Origin of the sequence: Neorhizobium sp. NPDC001467, from assembly GCF_050275975.1 — a bacterium.
In the GTDB taxonomy this organism is placed as follows: domain Bacteria; phylum Pseudomonadota; class Alphaproteobacteria; order Rhizobiales; family Rhizobiaceae; genus Neorhizobium.
Genome location: NZ_JBNNPS010000001.1, coordinates 550,383 through 568,300 on the forward strand (window position 1 = coordinate 550,383; position 17,918 = coordinate 568,300).

General features: G+C 61.5%; 17 protein-coding genes. 9 read left to right on the forward strand and 8 right to left on the reverse strand.

Annotated elements, in window-relative coordinates; genetic code table 11:
• Positions 1–27: 27 nt before the first annotated feature.
• From ACQKKX_RS02840 to sbmA, 5 genes are all read left to right on the forward strand, one after another.
• Positions 28–1,089, forward strand: a complete 1,062-nt coding sequence (locus ACQKKX_RS02840; protein ID WP_427568595.1) for an LLM class flavin-dependent oxidoreductase — start codon at positions 28–30, stop codon at positions 1,087–1,089.
• 60 nt (positions 1,090–1,149) lie between these two features.
• On the forward strand, positions 1,150–1,905 hold the full coding sequence (gene map, locus ACQKKX_RS02845) for a type I methionyl aminopeptidase (protein WP_427568597.1): 756 nt from the start codon (positions 1,150–1,152) through the stop codon (positions 1,903–1,905).
• 97 nt (positions 1,906–2,002) lie between these two features.
• Positions 2,003–3,184 carry a YbfB/YjiJ family MFS transporter gene (locus ACQKKX_RS02850; protein WP_427568599.1) on the forward strand — a complete coding sequence of 394 codons (1,182 nt, stop codon included), beginning with the start codon at positions 2,003–2,005 and terminating at the stop codon, positions 3,182–3,184.
• A complete protein-coding gene (locus tag ACQKKX_RS02855; RefSeq protein WP_427568601.1) occupies positions 3,181–3,558 on the forward strand; it encodes a DNA/RNA non-specific endonuclease in 378 nt (125 codons plus the stop codon). The genes ACQKKX_RS02850 and ACQKKX_RS02855 overlap by 4 nt, the downstream gene beginning before the upstream one ends.
• Before the next feature lie 215 nt (positions 3,559–3,773).
• Entirely contained in the window at positions 3,774–5,048 is a 1,275-nt protein-coding gene (gene sbmA, locus ACQKKX_RS02860) for a peptide antibiotic transporter SbmA (RefSeq protein ID WP_427568603.1), read from the forward strand.
• Positions 5,049–5,320: 272 nt separating this feature from the next.
• Here the strand turns inward: sbmA and ACQKKX_RS02865 are convergent, their stop codons facing one another.
• A complete protein-coding gene (locus ACQKKX_RS02865) occupies positions 5,321–6,361 on the reverse strand; it encodes a polysaccharide deacetylase (protein WP_427568605.1) in 1,041 nt (346 codons plus the stop codon).
• Between the two features lie 230 nt (positions 6,362–6,591).
• Here ACQKKX_RS02865 and ACQKKX_RS02870 point away from each other — a divergent pair, with 230 nt between their 5' ends.
• The 4 genes from ACQKKX_RS02870 (at position 6,592) to ACQKKX_RS02885 (ending at position 9,657) form a co-directional block, all read left to right on the forward strand.
• Positions 6,592–7,263: a tetratricopeptide repeat protein gene (locus tag ACQKKX_RS02870; RefSeq protein ID WP_427568607.1), complete on the forward strand. Its 672-nt coding sequence runs from the start codon at positions 6,592–6,594 to the stop codon at positions 7,261–7,263.
• A 43-nt stretch (positions 7,264–7,306) separates the two neighbouring features.
• Entirely contained in the window at positions 7,307–8,731 is a 1,425-nt protein-coding gene (gene der, locus ACQKKX_RS02875) for a ribosome biogenesis GTPase Der (RefSeq protein ID WP_427568609.1), read from the forward strand.
• Positions 8,732–9,071: 340 nt separating this feature from the next.
• Complete coding sequence (locus ACQKKX_RS02880; RefSeq protein WP_427568611.1) at positions 9,072–9,425, forward strand: hypothetical protein; 354 nt, start codon at positions 9,072–9,074, stop codon at positions 9,423–9,425.
• 109 nt (positions 9,426–9,534) lie between these two features.
• The gene (locus tag ACQKKX_RS02885; RefSeq protein ID WP_427568613.1) at positions 9,535–9,657 is read left to right on the forward strand and encodes a hypothetical protein; all 123 of its coding nucleotides are present in this window, start codon (positions 9,535–9,537) and stop codon (positions 9,655–9,657) included.
• A gap of 91 nt (positions 9,658–9,748) precedes the next feature.
• On the opposite strand, the gene ACQKKX_RS02890 is transcribed toward ACQKKX_RS02885, so the two are convergent.
• From ACQKKX_RS02890 to ACQKKX_RS02920, 7 genes are all read right to left on the reverse strand, one after another.
• Positions 9,749–10,789 (reverse strand): glycosyltransferase family 4 protein, encoded by a 1,041-nt coding sequence (locus ACQKKX_RS02890; protein WP_427568615.1) that lies wholly within the window; start codon positions 10,787–10,789, stop codon positions 9,749–9,751.
• Between the two features lie 269 nt (positions 10,790–11,058).
• Positions 11,059–11,982 (reverse strand): sugar kinase, encoded by a 924-nt coding sequence (locus ACQKKX_RS02895; RefSeq protein ID WP_427569331.1) that lies wholly within the window; start codon positions 11,980–11,982, stop codon positions 11,059–11,061.
• A 239-nt stretch (positions 11,983–12,221) separates the two neighbouring features.
• Complete coding sequence (locus ACQKKX_RS02900; RefSeq protein ID WP_427569332.1) at positions 12,222–13,217, reverse strand: ABC transporter ATP-binding protein; 996 nt, start codon at positions 13,215–13,217, stop codon at positions 12,222–12,224.
• A 7-nt stretch (positions 13,218–13,224) separates the two neighbouring features.
• Positions 13,225–14,232 carry an ABC transporter ATP-binding protein gene (locus ACQKKX_RS02905; RefSeq protein WP_427568617.1) on the reverse strand — a complete coding sequence of 336 codons (1,008 nt, stop codon included), beginning with the start codon at positions 14,230–14,232 and terminating at the stop codon, positions 13,225–13,227.
• A 1-nt stretch (position 14,233) separates the two neighbouring features.
• A complete protein-coding gene (locus tag ACQKKX_RS02910) occupies positions 14,234–15,151 on the reverse strand; it encodes an ABC transporter permease (RefSeq protein WP_427568619.1) in 918 nt (305 codons plus the stop codon).
• A complete protein-coding gene (locus ACQKKX_RS02915; RefSeq protein ID WP_427568621.1) occupies positions 15,148–16,071 on the reverse strand; it encodes an ABC transporter permease subunit in 924 nt (307 codons plus the stop codon). Before ACQKKX_RS02915 ends, ACQKKX_RS02910 begins: the two co-directional genes overlap by 4 nt.
• A 146-nt stretch (positions 16,072–16,217) precedes the next feature.
• Positions 16,218–17,810 (reverse strand): peptide ABC transporter substrate-binding protein, encoded by a 1,593-nt coding sequence (locus tag ACQKKX_RS02920; RefSeq protein WP_427568623.1) that lies wholly within the window; start codon positions 17,808–17,810, stop codon positions 16,218–16,220.
• Between the last annotated feature and the right edge of the window lie 108 nt (positions 17,811–17,918).

Here is a 17,918-nt window from a genome sequence, read left to right on the forward strand (position 1 = left end):
GAGGAACGAACAACGGATTGCGAACGAATGGAACTCGGTCTCTATACCTTTGCGGATGTCGATCCTGATGCGGCGAACAAGGGCGCGGAAGCGCATCGGCGCCTGAAAGACCTGCTTGAGGAAATCGAGCTTGCCGATCAGGTCGGGCTCGACGTGTTCGGGCTTGGCGAACACCACCGCGCCGATTACGCTGTCTCGTCGCCATCGACCGTGCTGGCGGCGGCCGCCATGCGAACGAAGACCATCCGGCTGACGAGCGCCGTATCGGTTCTCTCCTCGGAGGAGCCGGTGCGGCTGTTTCAGCAATTTTCCACGCTCGACCTTCTTTCCGACGGCCGTGCGGAAATCATGGCAGGGCGTGGGTCCTTCATCGAATCGTTTCCGCTGTTCGGCTACGACCTGGGCGACTACGACCAGCTTTTTTCCGAAAAGCTCGACCTGCTTCTGGCCATTCGCGAACAGGAAGTGGTTCGCTGGAGCGAAGGCCGGCTGCGGGCGCCGATCAACGGCCGTGGCGTCTATCCGCGCCCGTTGCAGCAGACCCTGCCGATCTGGATCGCCGTCGGCGGCACGCCGGAATCTGTGGCCCGCGCAGGGGCGATGGGACTACCGCTTGCCATTGCCATCATCGGCGGCGAATACCGGCGCTTCAAGCCGCTGTTCGATCTCTATCACAAGGCGGCCAGCCATGCCGGTCAGGATGCCGCGCTGCTGAAGACCAGCATCAACGTGCACGGTTTCATCGCCGATACGACCGAGACCGCTGCCGACCAGTTTTACGGGCCGCAGGCGCAGGTCATGGACCGGATCGGAAGGGAACGGGGTTGGGGGCCGACCAACCGGGCGCATTTCGATGCGGCGCGCGGCCCGCAAGGCAATCTCTTCCTCGGCGCGCCCGAACTGGTGGCCGAAAAGATCGTTGCGGCCCATCGTCTGTTCGGCAACGACCGCTTTCTCCTGCAGATGGCGATCGGTGCGATGCCGCATGCGCAGATCATGCGCGGCATCGAGCTATACGGAACGAAAGTCGCGCCCCTGGTCAGAAAGGAATTGACCGGATCGGCAGATGGGGCGAAACCGGCCGCTTGAGCGCGCGCCGGAAGCCGGGATGAGCGACGCGGTGGATACGATGATAGGAAAAACGCACGCATGGTGATCTCCACCGAAGAAGAGTTGCAGAAGCTCAAGGCCGTCGGGCAGCTTTGCGCCGTCGCCGTCGAGACCATGGCGAAAGCATTGGAGCCCGGCATCACCACCCGCGAACTCGATCTGATCGGCCGCAAGGTGCTTGAAGACAACGGTGCCCAGTCGGCGCCGGAGTTCTGCTACGAGTTTCCCGGCGCGACCTGCATCAGCGTCAACGAGGAAGTGGCGCACGGCATCCCTGGAGACCGCCGCATTCAGGCCGGCGATCTCGTCAATATCGACGTTTCGGCGGTGAAGGACGGATTTTTTGGCGATACCGGTTCGTCCTTCGCCGTGCCGCCGGTCAGCCGGCAAATCGAAAAGCTCTGCCGCGACGGTCGCCGCGCGCTGTGGACGGGATTGCAGCAGGTCAAGACCGGCAAGCCGATCGCCGGCATCGGCAACGCCATCGGCGCATTCGCGCAGAAGAACCGCTATACGCTGATCTCCAACCTTGCCAGCCACGGCGTCGGCCGCTCGCTGCATGAGGAGCCGAAGGAAGTCTCCACCTGGCCCGACCCGGACGAGACCCGCATCATGGAGGAGGGGCTTGTCTTCACCATCGAGCCGTTCCTGTCGCTGGGCGGCACCTGGGCCGAGGATGGCGGCAATGGCGATCCGTGGACGCTTTACAGCGATCCGCGCGCGCCGACGGTGCAATACGAGCACACGATCGTGGTGACGCGCAACGGCCCGATCATCCTGACCCTGCCGAATTGACGATTGGGCGGGAACCGCCAGAGGCGGCGTTCCGCTGATTGCAGCGATCAGAATTTGTGGTTTGTCAGCCGCAAAGGGCGGTGCAATAAGCCGCCGTATGTCTTCTTCCTCCTCTTCTTCATCATCGCTTTCGGTGGGGCTTGCGGGCGCCGTCACCATGGCCGGCGTCATGGGTTTCGGCCGTTTCGTCTATACGCCGATCCTGCCGGGCATGATCGCCGGCATTCCGCTTTCGGCGGCCGACAGCGGCACGATCGCGGCCGGCAACTTCGCCGGTTACCTCTTGGGCGCCATTCTTTCGGCTTATGGCTGGGCGGCAGGGCGTGAACGCAGCGTCGCGCTTTTCGGCATTTTCGCCAGTGCGCTCCTGCTGATGGCAATGGGGTTGACGACGTCGGTTGCGGCCTTCACCGTCATCCGGTTCATGGGCGGCATGGCAAGCGCGCTCGCCATGCTGTTTACTTCGTCGATCGTGATGCTGCATGCGGTGTCGCGGCCGGCAATCGGCAAGCTGCATTTCGGCGGCGTGGGTGCCGGCATCGCATTGTCGTCGGTTCTGGTTCTTGTCCTTAACGCACTGAGCGGCGATGCCGCACATGGCTGGCGCGCCAACTGGTTCGCCTCCGGTGTCATCGTGCTCGCCATCTTTTTCTTCGTGCGGCATTATCTGCCCCGACCCGCGGCCGATACTGTGGCACAGGCCGAACCGCCACTCGTCTGGCGCGCGCCGCTTACCCTGACGGCCGTGTCATACGGTCTTTACGGCTTTGGCTATGTCATTACCGCCACCTTTCTCGTCGCCATTGCCCGCATGGGCCATACCGGCGCGCTGGTCGAGTTCATGGTCTGGTGCGTGGCCGGCTGTGCCGCAGCAATCTCGCCCTTCGCCTGGAGCCCGGTTGTCCGCCGGCTGGGTCTGGGAGGTGCGTATCTCGCGGCGATCGTGCTGCTTCTTGTCGGGGTCGTTGCCTCGGTCGAACTGCCACCGGTGGCGGGCACACTGGTCGGCGGTCTGCTTCTTGGCGCCACCTTCATGGTCATCACGGCATTCGGGCTGCAGCTTTCCCGTCGCTTTTCACCGCACAGCCCGCGACGTGCGATCGCCGTCGTCACTGCAGCTTTTGGCGCAGGCCAGATCCTCGGACCGCTGGTCGCCGGCTTCGTCGCCGAGCGCACCGGCAGCTTTACCGCCCCTTCGCTTCTGGCCGCCGGCGCGCTTGTCGCTGCCATCGCGCTCGCCGTTCCGCTGAGGGTAAGCGGTGAGACCTTAACCAGATGAGCAGCCTTTCGCTGACGGCGCAGGCGATGTCGAGCCGGGCGGTGAAGCGGCTGCAGCCACAGGCCATTCCCAGAATGAGGGGCAATCCGCGGCTGGGCCTTGCCCTTGGCTACGTCGACATGCAAGGGGCGGGGCTCTTCAGCCGCGGTCACATGACGCGGCGCGAGGATCCCAGCTGGGGAAGCCCTTCGGTTGCCAGGCAGGCCGATGCCGACACGTTCCACATCACCAATGCCGCGCCGCAAAGGCAGGGTTTCAATGGCGGCATCTGGCTCGATCTCAGCGCCTACGTGGCCCACGATGTGATGCGGGGGGCGGGCAATACGCTCGGGGTGCGTCTGACCTCGGTTTCGGACGCGTTTCTGCGCAGCTGACGGCAGCCGGGGACGCCACGGGGAGGCGGCGGGAAACGATCGCGATTCCGCCCACCCGTCACGCGATCATTCCCCGCAATTGCGCGAAAACCCATTTCCTTACAATTAGGTAACAAACCGGGTGGGCCATTGCCGCCTTCTTGGACTTGCCTTAGTTTCGCGCTTATGGTCGCCGCGACCATCATCAGATTCGAACTCAGGAAAGCCGTCGCTCCGTGTTCCACTCCTTCTTCCCCCGCCCTAAACTGTTCTTTATCTCGGCCTTCGTCTGGGCGATGGTCGTAATCGTCTCCTGGTATTTAGGAGGCTCTCAACTAGGTACCTTGATCGGTTTGGGCGCGCCCCAGGGTGATGCGCCGCCGATCGGCATCGCACTGTTCTGGTCGACCCCCTTTTTGTGGTTTTACCTCTATTATGCCGCGGCCACGGCGATTTTTGCCGCGTTCTGGTTCTGGTTCGCGCCGCATCGCTGGCAGAACTGGTCCGTGTTGGGCAGCGCGCTGATTATCTTCGCGACCTATTTTTCCGTGCAGGTCAGCGTGGCGCTGAACGCCTGGTATGGGCCCTATTACGACCTCATCCAGCAGGCGCTTGCCAAAACTGCGCCCGTCACCGCAGAGCAGCTGTATCTGGGCTTGGTCGGTGTCGTTGGCATCCTGTTCCTCGCCGTCACTGTCGGTGTCCTCAACCTGTTCTTCGTCAGCCACTACATTTTCCGGTGGCGCACGGCGATGAACGAATTCTACATGGCGAACTGGTACAAGTTGCGCCATATCGAAGGCGCATCGCAGCGTGTTCAGGAAGATACGATGCGGTTCTCATCCACCGTCGAGGGGCTGGGCGTCGGTTTCGTCCGCTCGATCATGACGCTGATCGCCTTTCTGCCGGTTCTTTTCACCTTTTCGGAAACCATTTCGGAACTTCCGATCATCGGTGAAATCCCGCACGCCCTTGTTTGGGCGGCCGTTGTCTGGTCGCTGTTCGGCACCGGGTTTCTGGCGCTGGTCGGCATCAGGCTGCCCGGGCTCGAATTTCGCAACCAGCGGGTTGAAGCGGCCTACCGCAAGGAACTTGTTTATGGCGAGGATCACGAGGACCGGGCCCAGCCTGCCACCATGGCGGAATTGTTCGCGAACGTTCGAAAGAACTATTTCCGGCTCTATTTCCACTACCTGTATTTCAACATTGCCCGCATTTTCTATCTGCAGGCCGATAACATCTTCAGTCTCGTCGTGCTGATCCCGTCCATTGCCGCGGGCAAAGTGACGCTCGGTGTCTTCACACAGATCGGCAACGTCTTCGATCAGGTGCGCGGTTCGTTCCAATATCTCATCAATTCGTGGACAACCATTGTCGAACTGCTGTCGATCTACAAGCGCCTCAAGGCGTTCGAAGCTGCCATCGATGATGCGCCCCTGCCGGTGATCGATCAGCATTATCTGCAGCGCGAAGCAGAGGGCGGCGAGCTCGCGGCAAACAAGCCGACCTGACGACCACTCCACAGGATGTGACCGTTCTGGCCGCGTCTGGCGATAAGCCCGGCGCGGCTTTGTTTTGCGCATGGCGTATATTCGCAACGACGCAAACGGCCATTGCGGCATCGCGGCGCCGGCCCGGATGTCGACCAAGATCGTGAGCGTGCCGGGAGAGACTGTGGCGAAGACCGCGAAGGCAAGCTCCAGCAGGCAAAACTTTGTGGCCTGCTCTGGTCATGCGCATGCCATGACGTTGCGGTGCTGCCTGGGAAATGGTCTTCCCGTGGTTACAGCCCGGAGGACGGGGTGGTGGCGGGCGCTACTGGACGCAGTCCGGCCGATTTCGTGGTTTCCGGCTGAGGAAGCATCGCAATTGCCTGCGAATGGGTGACGCAGGCAACGTCGCCGCGGCCGCAGACTTCGGTCACGAGCCGTTCCATCGCCCGCCAATAGGCGCCGGCATTCATTTCCACGAAATGAAGGCCGATCTGCAGCGGAATGCGCTCGCCCTCATACTGCCGGTCGAAGGCTGTCTTGAAGGCGGAATAGGCACGCTCCTCGAATTCCGCTGAGCGGCTGGGGTTTTCGATGCCGGCCGAGTGCCGGATGAAGAGGTTATAGTCCATGGCGATGATCGGCCGCTGCCTTGGACCTTCCGGAATGGTCGGCAGGCCGAAACGGAAAACGCCGTCCTTTTCCTTCGGCACTTCCGGGCCTCTCGTCACCGGGCTCGCATCATAGACAAAACCGGCCTCCCGCTCGGCTTTCATCAAGGCCGGGCCCTGGCTGAGATAGGGTGCGCGGAAACCGCGAATGTCGGTTCTGACAAAATCCTGCCATCCGGCCGGTTCCTGGTCACCGGCGTCATTGGCGCGCCATGCATCGGCAAGAACGGTGCGGAACGTCGTCAACTCCTGCATCCACTGCTGCGTCGTCCATTCGCCGCCGTCGAAATGGCCGCAGGTGTGACTGGCGATCTCGTTTCCTTCCTGGCGCGCCTGCCAGACATGGCCAAGCCGGATGCGGGCCTCCTCTTTTGTCTGGGCGAAACCGATATTGGAGCGGCCGGGCTTTTGCCCCGGACCCTGGTAGGTCTTTGCCGAAGCGCGATCGATGACGAGCGTGCAGGAGAGGAAATAGGTGAAACGCGCGTTGCTGCGCTTGGCAATATCGCGACTGCGCTGCCAGAGATCGTTATTGCCGGCGCCGTCAAACGAGATCAGCAGCAGCTGTTTCGGCTTATCCCCTGCCATAGCGGTAGATGCGAGAGATGCGGCGGGCAGGACGGCAAGCAGGGCGCGAGCGACGACGGAAGGGACGCGGAACATAAAAACCTGTCGAAAATCATTTTCGGAACGGAAACCTTGCGAGCGCTTCTGCGTCGAGATTGCGGCGAAGCTTTGTGCGCGCAAACAAAAATGCCACCGTCCGGCGACCCCATACTGCCGGTTCGGCGTTAACAAGCTTTCGTGAAATGCAGGAAGGGCCTTACATCATCGGCAAAATGCGCTAGAAGGCGGTCTTTCCGCATTCAGGGGCCCGGCGGCCGGAGACTGGCATGGCACATAACGACGATAGCTTCATTCGCGAAGTGAATGACGAACTGCGCTCGGAGCAGATGAACAAGGCGTGGAAACGCTTTGGCCGCATCTTCATCGGTGCGGCCGCAGTTCTTGTCATCGCCGTCGCCGGCTATCGGGCCTATGAATACTGGCACTCCAACAATGCGTCGGCCTCGGGCGACCGCTTTGTCACGGCGCTGGATCTTGCCGGCGACCAGAAGAATGACGAGGCCATTGCGGCGCTTTCCGAGATCGAAAAGGACGCAAGCGGTTCGTACCCGGTTCTGGCCAAGCTGCGGGTGGCGGCACTTCAGGCGGAAAAGGGCGACAAGCCGGCCGCCATCGCGGGTTTCCAGATGATTGCCAAGGACAATGGCGTGCCTGCCCTGGTGCGCGATGTTGCCCGGCTGCGCGCAGCCTTCCTGATGGTCGATACGGCCGGCTATGAGCAGGTGGCCGCCGAGGCCGAAGTTTTGAGCGGCGACGGGCAGGCGCTGCGCCATTCCGCCCGCGAAGTACTGGGCCTTGCCGCCTATAAAGCCGACAACATGAAACAGGCAAAGGACTGGTTTACCCAGATCACCAATGCTGCGGATGCGCCGCGCCCCGTCGCTGCCCGCGCGCAGATCATGCTCGACAACATCGCCGCATCCGGCAAGGCGCCCTGATTTCAGTAAGTCTGAGCGCGCGTAAGGAAGAGAAAGACACGCTATGAGCTTCACCGTCGCCATTGTCGGACGCCCGAATGTCGGCAAGTCGACGCTGTTCAACCGGCTGGTTGGCAAGAAGCTCGCGCTCGTCGACGACACGCCGGGCGTGACGCGTGACCGCCGTCCCGGCGATGCCAAGCTGGTCGATCTCCGCTTCACCATTATCGATACGGCCGGTCTGGAAGAGGCCGGTGCCGACACGCTCGAAGGCCGTATGCGCGCCCAGACCGAGGCCGCGATCGACGAGGCCGATCTGACGCTGTTCGTTGTCGATGCCAAATCGGGCCTGACACCGCTCGACAAGACGTTCGGCGAACTTCTGCGCCGCAGCGGCAAGCCGGTCGTGCTGGTTGCCAACAAATCGGAGGCCAAGGGCTCTGACGGTGGTTTTTACGACGCCTATACGCTCGGTCTCGGCGAACCGGTGCCGATCTCGGCCGAACACGGTCAGGGCATGATCGACCTACGCGATGCGATCGTCGAAGCGATCGGTGAAGAGGCGGCGTTTCCGGAAGAGGTCGACGAGGCCGAAACCGATGTCGATGTACGCGACAGCGATTTCGACGACGAGGACGAAGACGCCGATTTCGGCTACGACGAGACGTTGCCGCTGCGCGTGGCCATCGTCGGTCGTCCGAATGCCGGCAAGTCGACGTTGATCAACCGTTTCCTCGGTGAAGACCGGCTTTTGACCGGCCCGGAAGCCGGCATTACCCGCGACAGCATTTCCGTCGAATGGGACTGGCGCGGCCGTACCATCAAGATGTTCGACACGGCCGGCATGCGCCGCAAGGCCCGCGTGCAGGAAAAGCTGGAAAAGCTGTCCGTCGCCGATGCGCTGCGCTCCATCCGTTTCGCCGAAACCGTCGTCATCGTCTTCGATGCGACCATTCCCTTCGAAAAGCAGGATCTGCAGATCGCCGACCTGGTGCTGCGCGAAGGCCGCGCCGCCGTTCTCGCCTTCAACAAGTGGGACATGATCGAGGATCCGCAGGCGGTCCTGGCTGATCTGCGCGAAAAGACCGAGCGACTGCTGCCGCAGGCGCGCGGCATTCGCGCCGTGCCGATTTCCGGCCAGACCGGTTACGGTCTCGACAAGCTGATGCAGAACATCGTCGAAACCGACAGGGTCTGGAATAAGCGCATTTCCACGGCCCGGCTGAACCGCTGGCTGGATGCGACGACGACCCAGCATCCGCCGCCGGCGGTATCGGGACGCCGTCTGAAACTGAAATACATGACGCAGGTCAAGGCCCGCCCGCCCGCCTTCATGGTGTCCTGCACGCGTCCCGATGCGCTGCCGGAAAGCTATGTGCGCTACATGACCAACAGTCTGCGCAGCGATTTCGACATGCCCGGCGTGCCGATCCGTATCCATTTCAAGGCCGGCGACAATCCTTTTGAAGGGCGCCGCCGCAAGCGCTGAGCGCACGGAAAATCGAACGCGTCACCCATTTGGGTGGTGACGCGTCCCAGTCCATCGTCTGATATGCCGGAGCCGACGTGAACGCGCCTCTCGGTCGTCGCGCTTGCGTCTCGGCCGGTTTGGTCGCGTGCGTTCGTATGCGTTTCGTTCCGGTCCAAGTATCGGTTGCAGCCCGCGTCCTCAGTTTTGCAATTTCATCCACATTCATAATTCCGTCATGGCACAATTTTGCTTTGGTCGCTGTGCATGCACGCGCCGGGGCACGGATATGTTCAACGGGTTCACAGGGTTAAGGGCTGTGGGCCGTCTCTGGCATGACGCCAGCAGAGAGGGGAATGAAATGGTCGGCATGATCCTTGCGATCATTCTTGGCATGTCTTTCAGCCCGGGCAAACCGGTCGAGGAGACCATCTTCACGCATCGCCCAAGCATTGCGGTCAAACCCGGCAGCGCCTTGCTCCTGAAAGGAGTGCGTGGCCGCAATTGTACCGATCCTGCGCCTGAATGGGCCGAGATCGCGGCACAATTGCCGCCTTCCACAACTGGCACGTTTTCCGATGGGGGTATCGGTACGGTGCTCAGTCGTAGATGCGGCAAGGTGGTGCCTGCGCGTGGTATCAGGTTTACCGCCACGACGAAGGGTCGCGAAAGACTGAGCGTGTTCCGGGACCGGGTCGCCGTCACGGTGTTCTGAACCGCTTCTTGTTTCTCGCATTGGAAGCAGGCAGGGGCCGCCAAAACCTCTGCTTGCTTTTGTCCCGCGTCTGTGTTGGACTGCCCTCGGCTTGTTGCTCTGGGAGGGGATGGCAAGCCGTTTCGATCCATGGGAGGAGAAATCCATGATCATTGCAGGTCTCGTCGCAGCCATCTGTCTGGGTATCGGAAGCGTTCTGTTCTTCCATTGGCGCGATGAAAATATCGGCTGACCGGACTCCTCAAGGCGACCTCATGGGCGGTTGATGGCTTGGCTGCCATCGCGCCCGCTTGCCGTATTGGACGCCCTCTATGTCTGGCGGGTCACTCCGCCGGCGCCGGCAGCGCCTTTGCGCCCTGCGCCTTGAGAACGTTCATCAGGAATTGCCGCGATGCTGCTTCCCAGGTGAACTTGCGCGCGTGCGAGCGTGCATCCTCGCGTCGGCAGGCGAGGGCATTGAGGCACGCCTCGCGCAGGTCGTGATGAAGCGCGCCCGCCCCAGATCCCTCCTCGATGATATCGACCGGGCCCATGACCGGATAGGCGGCAACGGGCACGCCGCTCGCAAGCGCCTCCAGGATCGTGTTGCCGAACGTGTCCGTCTTTGAGGGGAACACGAAGACGTCGGCCTGTGCATAGGCGCGGGCGAGGTCCTCGCCGGTCTTGGTGCCGGTGAACAGGACATCCGGATATTTGCGCTGCAGCTCGGCGCGATCGGGTCCATCTCCGACCACGACTTTCGAACCGGGCAGGTCGAGATCGAGAAAGGCCGGCAGGTTCTTTTCCACGGCGACGCGTCCGACCGTCATGAAGATGGGGCGGGGCAGGTCGAAGGGGCGGTCGTCCTGGTCCATCGGATGAAACACCGTCTGGTCGATGCCACGGCTCCAGCGTAGAAGATTGTTGATGCCGAGCTTGGACAATTCCCGCTCCAGGCTCGCGGTCGCCACCATGCAGCCATTGCCGGCATTGTGGAACCAGCGCACGAAAGCGTTCAGCCATCGCAGCGGAATGGGAAAGCGGGCCGCTACATATTCCGGGAAACGGGTGTGATAGCTGGTCGAAAACGGCATGCTGTTCTTCAGGCACCAGCGGCGCGCCATGAGGCCTAACGGTCCTTCGGTGGCGATATGCACGGCCGTCGGGCCGGATGCCTGTATGGCTGCGGCGACCTGCCAATAGGTTGCCACCGACAGGCGGATTTCGGGATAGGTGGGGCAGGGCACGCTGGAAAAATCCTGCGGCGTCACCATCGCGACATCGACGCCCATGCGGGTGAGTTCGCGATTGGTGTTTTCGATCGAGCGGACGACGCCGTTGATCTGCGGATACCAGGCATCGGAAACGATGGTAATTCTGGTCATGACCGGCTTGAACCCCTTGTGCCCGTCGATTGCCGCAACTCGCCGACTCGGAGGCTTTGTCGCGGGCTGGCTGTTCTATCGCCGAGCTGTGTGACAGGCGGATGTCGGCCACTGTTCCACGAAGGGTTCGGCGCTTGGGCGACGCGGTTTGCGCGCGCGATATCCTGTGTGGTCTTTGGAGCCTCCGGGCTCAGATCAACGGCCAAAGACAACGCGTTCAGACCATCCGGCAGGTCTTTCCAAGACTGTCCTGACAGCTCGGCCGAATTTCAGCGCGGCAATAGTCCGGGATCGATCAGCGCACCGTGATGACCGATGACGGTGGCGGCGACGGCGGCGCCATGGGTCGCAGCTTTCGCCGGTGTCTCACCGGTCAGCAGGCGTGAGAGGAAGCCGCCATTGAAACTGTCGCCGGCGCTGGTCGTGTCGACCGCCGCCTTTGCCTCGACCGCCGCCACGTGCTCGACCTTGCGGTCGAAACTGAGCGTCACCCCGCCGGGGCCGTCCTTGACCACGACCGTGGGCACGCCAAGCACATGGTAACGGGCGATGGTGGCAGCTATATCGACATCGCCGAAATGGGCCTTTTCATCATCGAAGCTCGGCAGGACGAGGGTCGCTGCGCGGGCGCCGGCTTCGATCGTCTTGAGCATGGCTTCCTTGCCTTCCTCGCCAACTGGCCATAGGCGCGGCCGGATGTTGGGATCAAAGGCGACGATTTTTCCGGAGGCCTTGGCGCGGCGCAGTTCGGACAATAGCGTGTCAACCGCTTCCGAGGCCAGGATGCCAAGCGTGATGCCGGAGAAATAGATCAAATCGGCGGCTTCGATTGCCGTGCGCAGATGGTCCGCGTCAGCGGCCAGTTTTTTGGCGGCGGCGGTATCGCGCCAGTAGCTGAACGTGCGTTCGCCGTCCTTCAGGGTGATGAGGTAGAGACCGGGCGTTTTGCCGGGGATGCGGCGGATATGGCTGATGCCTATGCCGGCCTTTTCCATCATCGCCAGCATTTCGTCAGACATCGGATCGTCGCCCAGCACCGTAAAATAGTCGACCGACCAATCGGCCGGGAGGCAGGCGCGGGCATACCAGGCGGTGTTGAACGTGTCGCCGGCAAAGCCGCGCCGCAATAGGCCATCGCCCGCCTGCGACAGTTCCACCATGCACTCGCCGATCGATAGAAACTTTCCGCCCAAAATCGCTCTCCCAACAATTTTCGTCATTTGGCGATACGCGATGACGGTTTGGGAGGCAAGGGTGGAGTGGAACTCGGCTTGATGGCAAACCTTGCAGTCTCCGATTTCGTCATCCTAGGGCTTGTCCCTAGGATCTAACCACGCAGATGATATCAGGCCGTTGCAGATCCTCGGCACAAGGCCGAGGATGGCGATGGAGAGGTTTGCCCCCCTTTGTTTACAGGCAGAGACCGAAAGCCTCAAACCTCTGCCGGCCGGTCCATGTGGTAACACGCGGCCGACTGGCCGGGGCGCACCCGTTCGGTCGGCGGCATCTTGGTGCGACAGATATCCGTCGCTTTCCAGCAGCGCGGCTGGAAGGGGCAGCCCGGCGGCGGGTTCATCGGCGAGGGCGGATCGCCCTGCAGGCGGATGCGCGAGCGTTGGCGGGCGAGTTTCGGATCCGGGATCGGCGCCGCTGAAAACAGCGCCTGCGTATAGGGGTGCGCCGGAGCGCTGAACACGGTGGCACAGTCGCCCGCCTCGACGATCCGGCCGAGATAGAGCACCAGCACATCGTCCGAGATCAGCCGCACGACGGACAAGTCATGGCTGATGAAGATCAGCGTGAGGCCGAACTCCTTGCGCAGCTTGCGCAGGAGCGTGATCACCTGACCCTGTATTGATACGTCGAGCGCCGAGACCGGTTCGTCGCAGACGATCAGCTTCGGCCGCGTGATGACGGCGCGGGCAATGCCGATACGCTGCGCCTGGCCGCCGGAAAATTCGTGCGGATAGCGATTGATCATTTCCGGCACGAGGCCGACCGCGTTCATGATCTCGCGAACGCGTTCCAGACGCTGGGCGCGGCTGAGCTTCGGCTCGAACACGGTGAGCGGTTCGGCGATGATGTCGCCCACCGTCATGCGCGGATCAAGCGAGGCGATCGGATCCTGAAAGATGATCTGCATGTCGCGGCGGGCCATGCGGATCTGTTCTTCCGAAAGATCGAGCAGGTTCTTGCCCTGCCAGACAACCCGACCTTTCTGGGCGCGGATCAATTGCAGGATCGAGCGGCCGAGCGTGGATTTTCCGCAACCGCTTTCCCCGACGATGCCGAGCGTGCGGCCTTCCTTCAGTTCGAACGAAACGTCGTTGACGGCCGTCAGTATGGTCGGCTTCTTGAAGAAGGACTTTGCCTGGATCTCGAACTGGGTGGTGAGGTTTTCGACCTTGAGCAGGGTCGGAGCCGCCAATGTCTGATCAAGCATGGGTCAACAGCTCCTCACGACGCGGGAAGGGGTGGAAACAGGCGGCGCAATGCTGCGGCGCCAGTGTTTCGAGCTGAGGCGGACGATCGATGCAGTCGTCCTGAACCTGCGGACAGCGTGGCGAGAAATTGCAGCCCTTTGGCAGATGCTGCAGGTTCGGCGGGCGGCCGGGAATGACGACGAGTTCGTCGACATCTTGATCGGGACGCGGGATCGCCGCATGCAGTGCTGCCGTGTAAGGGTGGGCCGGCTTTTCGAACAGTTCGTCGACCGGGGCTTCTTCCACGATATTGCCAGCATACATGACGGCAACACGATCGGCGAGGCCGGCGACGACGCCGAGATCGTGGGTGATCATCAGCAGTGCCGTGTTCATCTCAGCGGTCAAATCGTTGAAAAGATCAAGAATCTGCGCCTGAATGGTGACGTCGAGCGCGGTGGTCGGCTCGTCGGCGATCAGCAGTTTTGGTTTGGTGAGCAGCGCCATGGCGATGACGATGCGCTGGCGCATGCCGCCCGACAGTTCATGCGGGTAGAGATTGAACCGACGGGTCGGGTCAGGGATGCCGACGCGCTTGAGCATATCCAGCGCTTCGGCGCAGGCCGCTCTGGCGGTGAAGCCGCGGTGAATCTCAAGCTGTTCGGTCAGTTGCCGGGAGATCTTGAGAGATGGATTCAAGGCGGTCATGGGGTCCTGGAAGACCATGGCCATGTCCTTGCCGCGCACCTTGTCGAGTTCGCGGGGGTTCAGCGCCAGCACGTCGCGGCCTTCGAGCAGCGCCTGACCGGAGGTATGGCCGTTCTTGGCAAGCAGGCCCATGATGCCGAGAAAGGTCTGGCTTTTACCTGAGCCCGATTCACCGACGATGGCGATACGTTCGCCGCGACGGACCGTCAGGTTCATGTTCGAGACGGCCTTCACGTCGCCATCCGGCGTCTTGAAGGTGATCGAATAGTCCCTCAGTTCGAGAAGGACGTCTTTTTGCGTCTGATCTGTCATATCAGCGATCCTTCGGGTCGAACGCGTCGCGCAGGCCGTCGCCGATGAACAGCAGGCTGAGCAGAAGCGAGACAAGGAAGATGGCCGGAAAAGCGAGAAGCCACGGCATGCTTTCCATGGCGTCGGTGCCTTCGGCAATCAGCGTGCCGAGCGAGGTCAGCGGTTCCTGAACACCGAAGCCGAGATAGGACAGGAAGCTTTCCGTCGCGATGATTTCCGGCACGGTGAGGGCGGCAAAGATGACCACCGGTCCGACAAGGTTCGGGATGATGTGCTTGGTGATGATTTTGAGTGGCTTCTGTCCGGAGGCGCGGGCGGCCTCGACGAATTCGCGGTGTTTGAGCGACAGCGTCTGACCGCGCACGATACGGGCCATGGTCAGCCATTCCAAAGCGCCGATCGCTGCGAAGAGCAGGTAGACGTTGCGGCCAAAAATGACCATCAGCAGGATGACGAAGAGGATGTATGGAAGGGCGTACATGATGTCGACGAAGCGCATCATGATGGCATCCAGCCGTCCGCCGAAATAACCGGAGATCGCGCCGTAGAGTACGCCGATCACCATCGAGACGAGGGTGGCGACGAAGGCGACGGCGAGTGAGACGCGGGTGCCGTAAAGCACGCGGGCTAAAAGATCGCGGCCGTTCGGGTCGGTGCCAAAGTAGTGGCCGTCTTCCCAGGAGGGCGGGGCGCGGAAGGCGGCCCAGTCCGGGTCCTCGTAATTGTGCGGGATCAAATACGGGCCGAGGAAGGCGGCGAGGATGAGGAGTGCCAGGACGATGATCGAAACGACCGCCGCCTTGTTGCGACAGAGCCTGCGCATCGCGTCTTTTGTCAGCGAACGACCTTCCGGGGAAAGACCTTCCGCTTCCAGCAGTTCGGCCGCGAGCAGCTCTCTTTTTGCGGGATTGAGGATCATCTGCTTCTCACTTTCGGGTCAAGCCAGGCATAGGCGATATCGACGATGAGGTTCAGGAAGACGATCAGCACCATGTAGAAGATGACCGTGCCGAGAACCATGCCGTAATCGCGGTTGAGCGCGGCCGTGATAAAGTAGCGGCCGATGCCGGGAAGCCCAAAGATGCTTTCAACAACCAGCGAACCGGTGAGAAGATAACTTGCCGCCGGGCCGAGATAGGAGACGACCGGCATCATGGCGGGTTTCAGCGCGTGGCGCATGACGGTAAGGCGCGGGCCGATGCCCTTGGCCTTGGCGGTGCGGATGAAATTCTGGTTCATCACCTCGATCATCGAACCACGGGTGATGCGCGAAATGCGCCCCGCATGCGGCAGCGCCATGACGATAACGGGCAGGACGAGGAATTTCAGCGATCCATCCCCCCAGCCGCCGACCGGAAGCCATGCCAGCTGGATGCCGAAGACGAGTTGCAGGATGGGCGCGATGAGGAAGTTCGGCAGAACGACGCCCACCAGGATCATCGCTCCGAGGATATAGTCCGGCATCTTGTTCTGATAGAGCGCCCCAAGACAGCCGACGGCAACGCCGATGACGATGGCAAGCACGAAGGCGGTCAGGCCGAGCGTGAACGTATAGGGTAGGCCGACCATGATCTGCTGCGCGACGTTGAAGTCCTCGCTCGAGAAGGAGGGGCCGAGATCGCCCTTGAGAAGGTCGCCGACGTAATAGAGATACTGCTGGATGAGCGGCTTATCGAGATTGTAGTGGGCCGCAAGGTTTTGCAGGATCGCCGGCGGCAGCGAACGTTCGCCATCGAACGGGCCACCGGGCGCGAGACGGAGAACGAAAAAACAGGCCGTCACGGCGATCCACAAGACCGGGATCGTCGAGAGCAGGCGACGGAAAGCGTAACTGAGCATGATTGATACGGATCGGGCGTTGTCATCCGGCACTCTGCCTGAAACCCGGTAGGATTTCGGCCGGCAGACATGCAGCATCGAAAGGTGCTGCAGCGCCGTGCGCAATGAACGCAAGACGCTGCGAGACGAAGAGCCCTGACTCCCTGTTATTCTTTGATCGAGAGCCAGCGCGTGCGGTGGATATCCTTGACGTTGTCTTCGAAGCCCGAGATTTTCGGGGATACGACGTTCTTGGACACATAGTAGTAGATCGGCAGCGCCGCGCTGTCATCGAGCGCGATCTTCTCGGCCTGCTTGAACATCTCGGCGCGCTTTTTCATGTCCTTTTCCAGGTTGCCGTCCTTGATCAGCTTGTCATAGTCGGCATTGGACCAGCGGCCGTAGTTCATCGGAACGCCTGTCACGAGCAGGTTCAGGAAGTTGTCCGGGTCATTGTAGTCGGCGAGCCAGCCAGCACGGCCAACCTGCACGTCACCGCGCTGCAACTGGTCGTAATGGACCTTGGTTTCGGCATTCACGAGTTCGACATTGACGCCCAGCGGTTTCCACATGGCGGCGATCGCAACGGCGATGCGTTTGTGGTTGTCGTTGGTGTTGTACTTGAGCTGCAGGGTCAGCGGCTTGTCCGGGCCGAAACCGGCTTCGGTGAGAAGCTTCTTGGCTTCCTCGACCTTCTGCTTGTAGGGCTCATCCTTCCACGAGACGTAGGCGGGCTCATCATAATTGGCCGTGCCCGGCGGGACCCAGGAATAGGCCGGCAGTTCGCCGGTGCCGAGAATCTGCGGGCCGATCACTTCGCGGTTGATCGCCATGGACAAGGCCTGGCGAACGCGCTTGTCCTTGGTAGGCTCGGCCTGAGAGTTGATGACGTAGTAATAGAGGCCCGAGAACGGCGCGACATGCGCCTGACCCGGCAGGTTCTTCTGCATCCAGGCGTACTGGTCGGTCGGGAAGTCGGTGAGGATATCGAATTCGCCGGCGCGGTAACGCTTCAGAGCAGCCTCCTGATCTTCCAGCACGAAGAATTTCGCACCGTCGATTTTGAGGTCGGCCGTGCCGTAATACTGATCGTTCTTGACGGTGGTGACGTGGCTGCCCGGAACCCATTCGACCGGCTTGTACGGGCCGTTGGTGACGATCGTGCCGATCTTGACCCAATCGGCGCCCTTGGCCTCAACGAGATGCTTCGGCAGCGGATAGGCCGTGTAATGGGTCAGCGAGTCAAGGAAGTAGGGCGTCGGGTTTTCGAGCGTGATCTCGAGCGTCTTGTCGTCGATGGCCTTGACCCCGAGCTGGCTGGCATCGGCGATCTCGCCCTTGTTGATCTTTTCAGCATTCTTGATCGAGTATTGCAGGTAGGCGTAATCGGCGGCGGCCTTCGGATCCATCAGGCGCTGAAAGGCGAATACGAAGTCACCGGCGGTCACGGGCTGCCCGTCCGACCACTTGATGCCGTCACGCAGCTTGAAGGTGTAGACGCGGCCATCATCGGACACGGTCCAGCTTTCCGCCTGGCCGGGGATTGGCTTGACCTTCGGATCCTCGGTCACGAGGCCTTCGAAGATGTCGCCGGCAATGCGGTTTTCCCAGTCACCGGACAATTTCTGTGGATCGAGCGACTGCGGGTCGCCGCCATTGTGGATGTTGAGCGTCGCCGCCTCGACCGATGAGAGGGCGGAACAGGCCAGCAATGCGCCAAACACTGCCGTTGCCAGAAATTTCCTGCTGGAATGATACATGGGAAAACCCCCACCTTTCCAAGGCTTCGAAGCCTTTTTCGTTTATGTTCCCGTTTTTCCGCGTTGCAGAAAGCGGCAGACTAGTGCTGCGACTGCGACATTGTAACC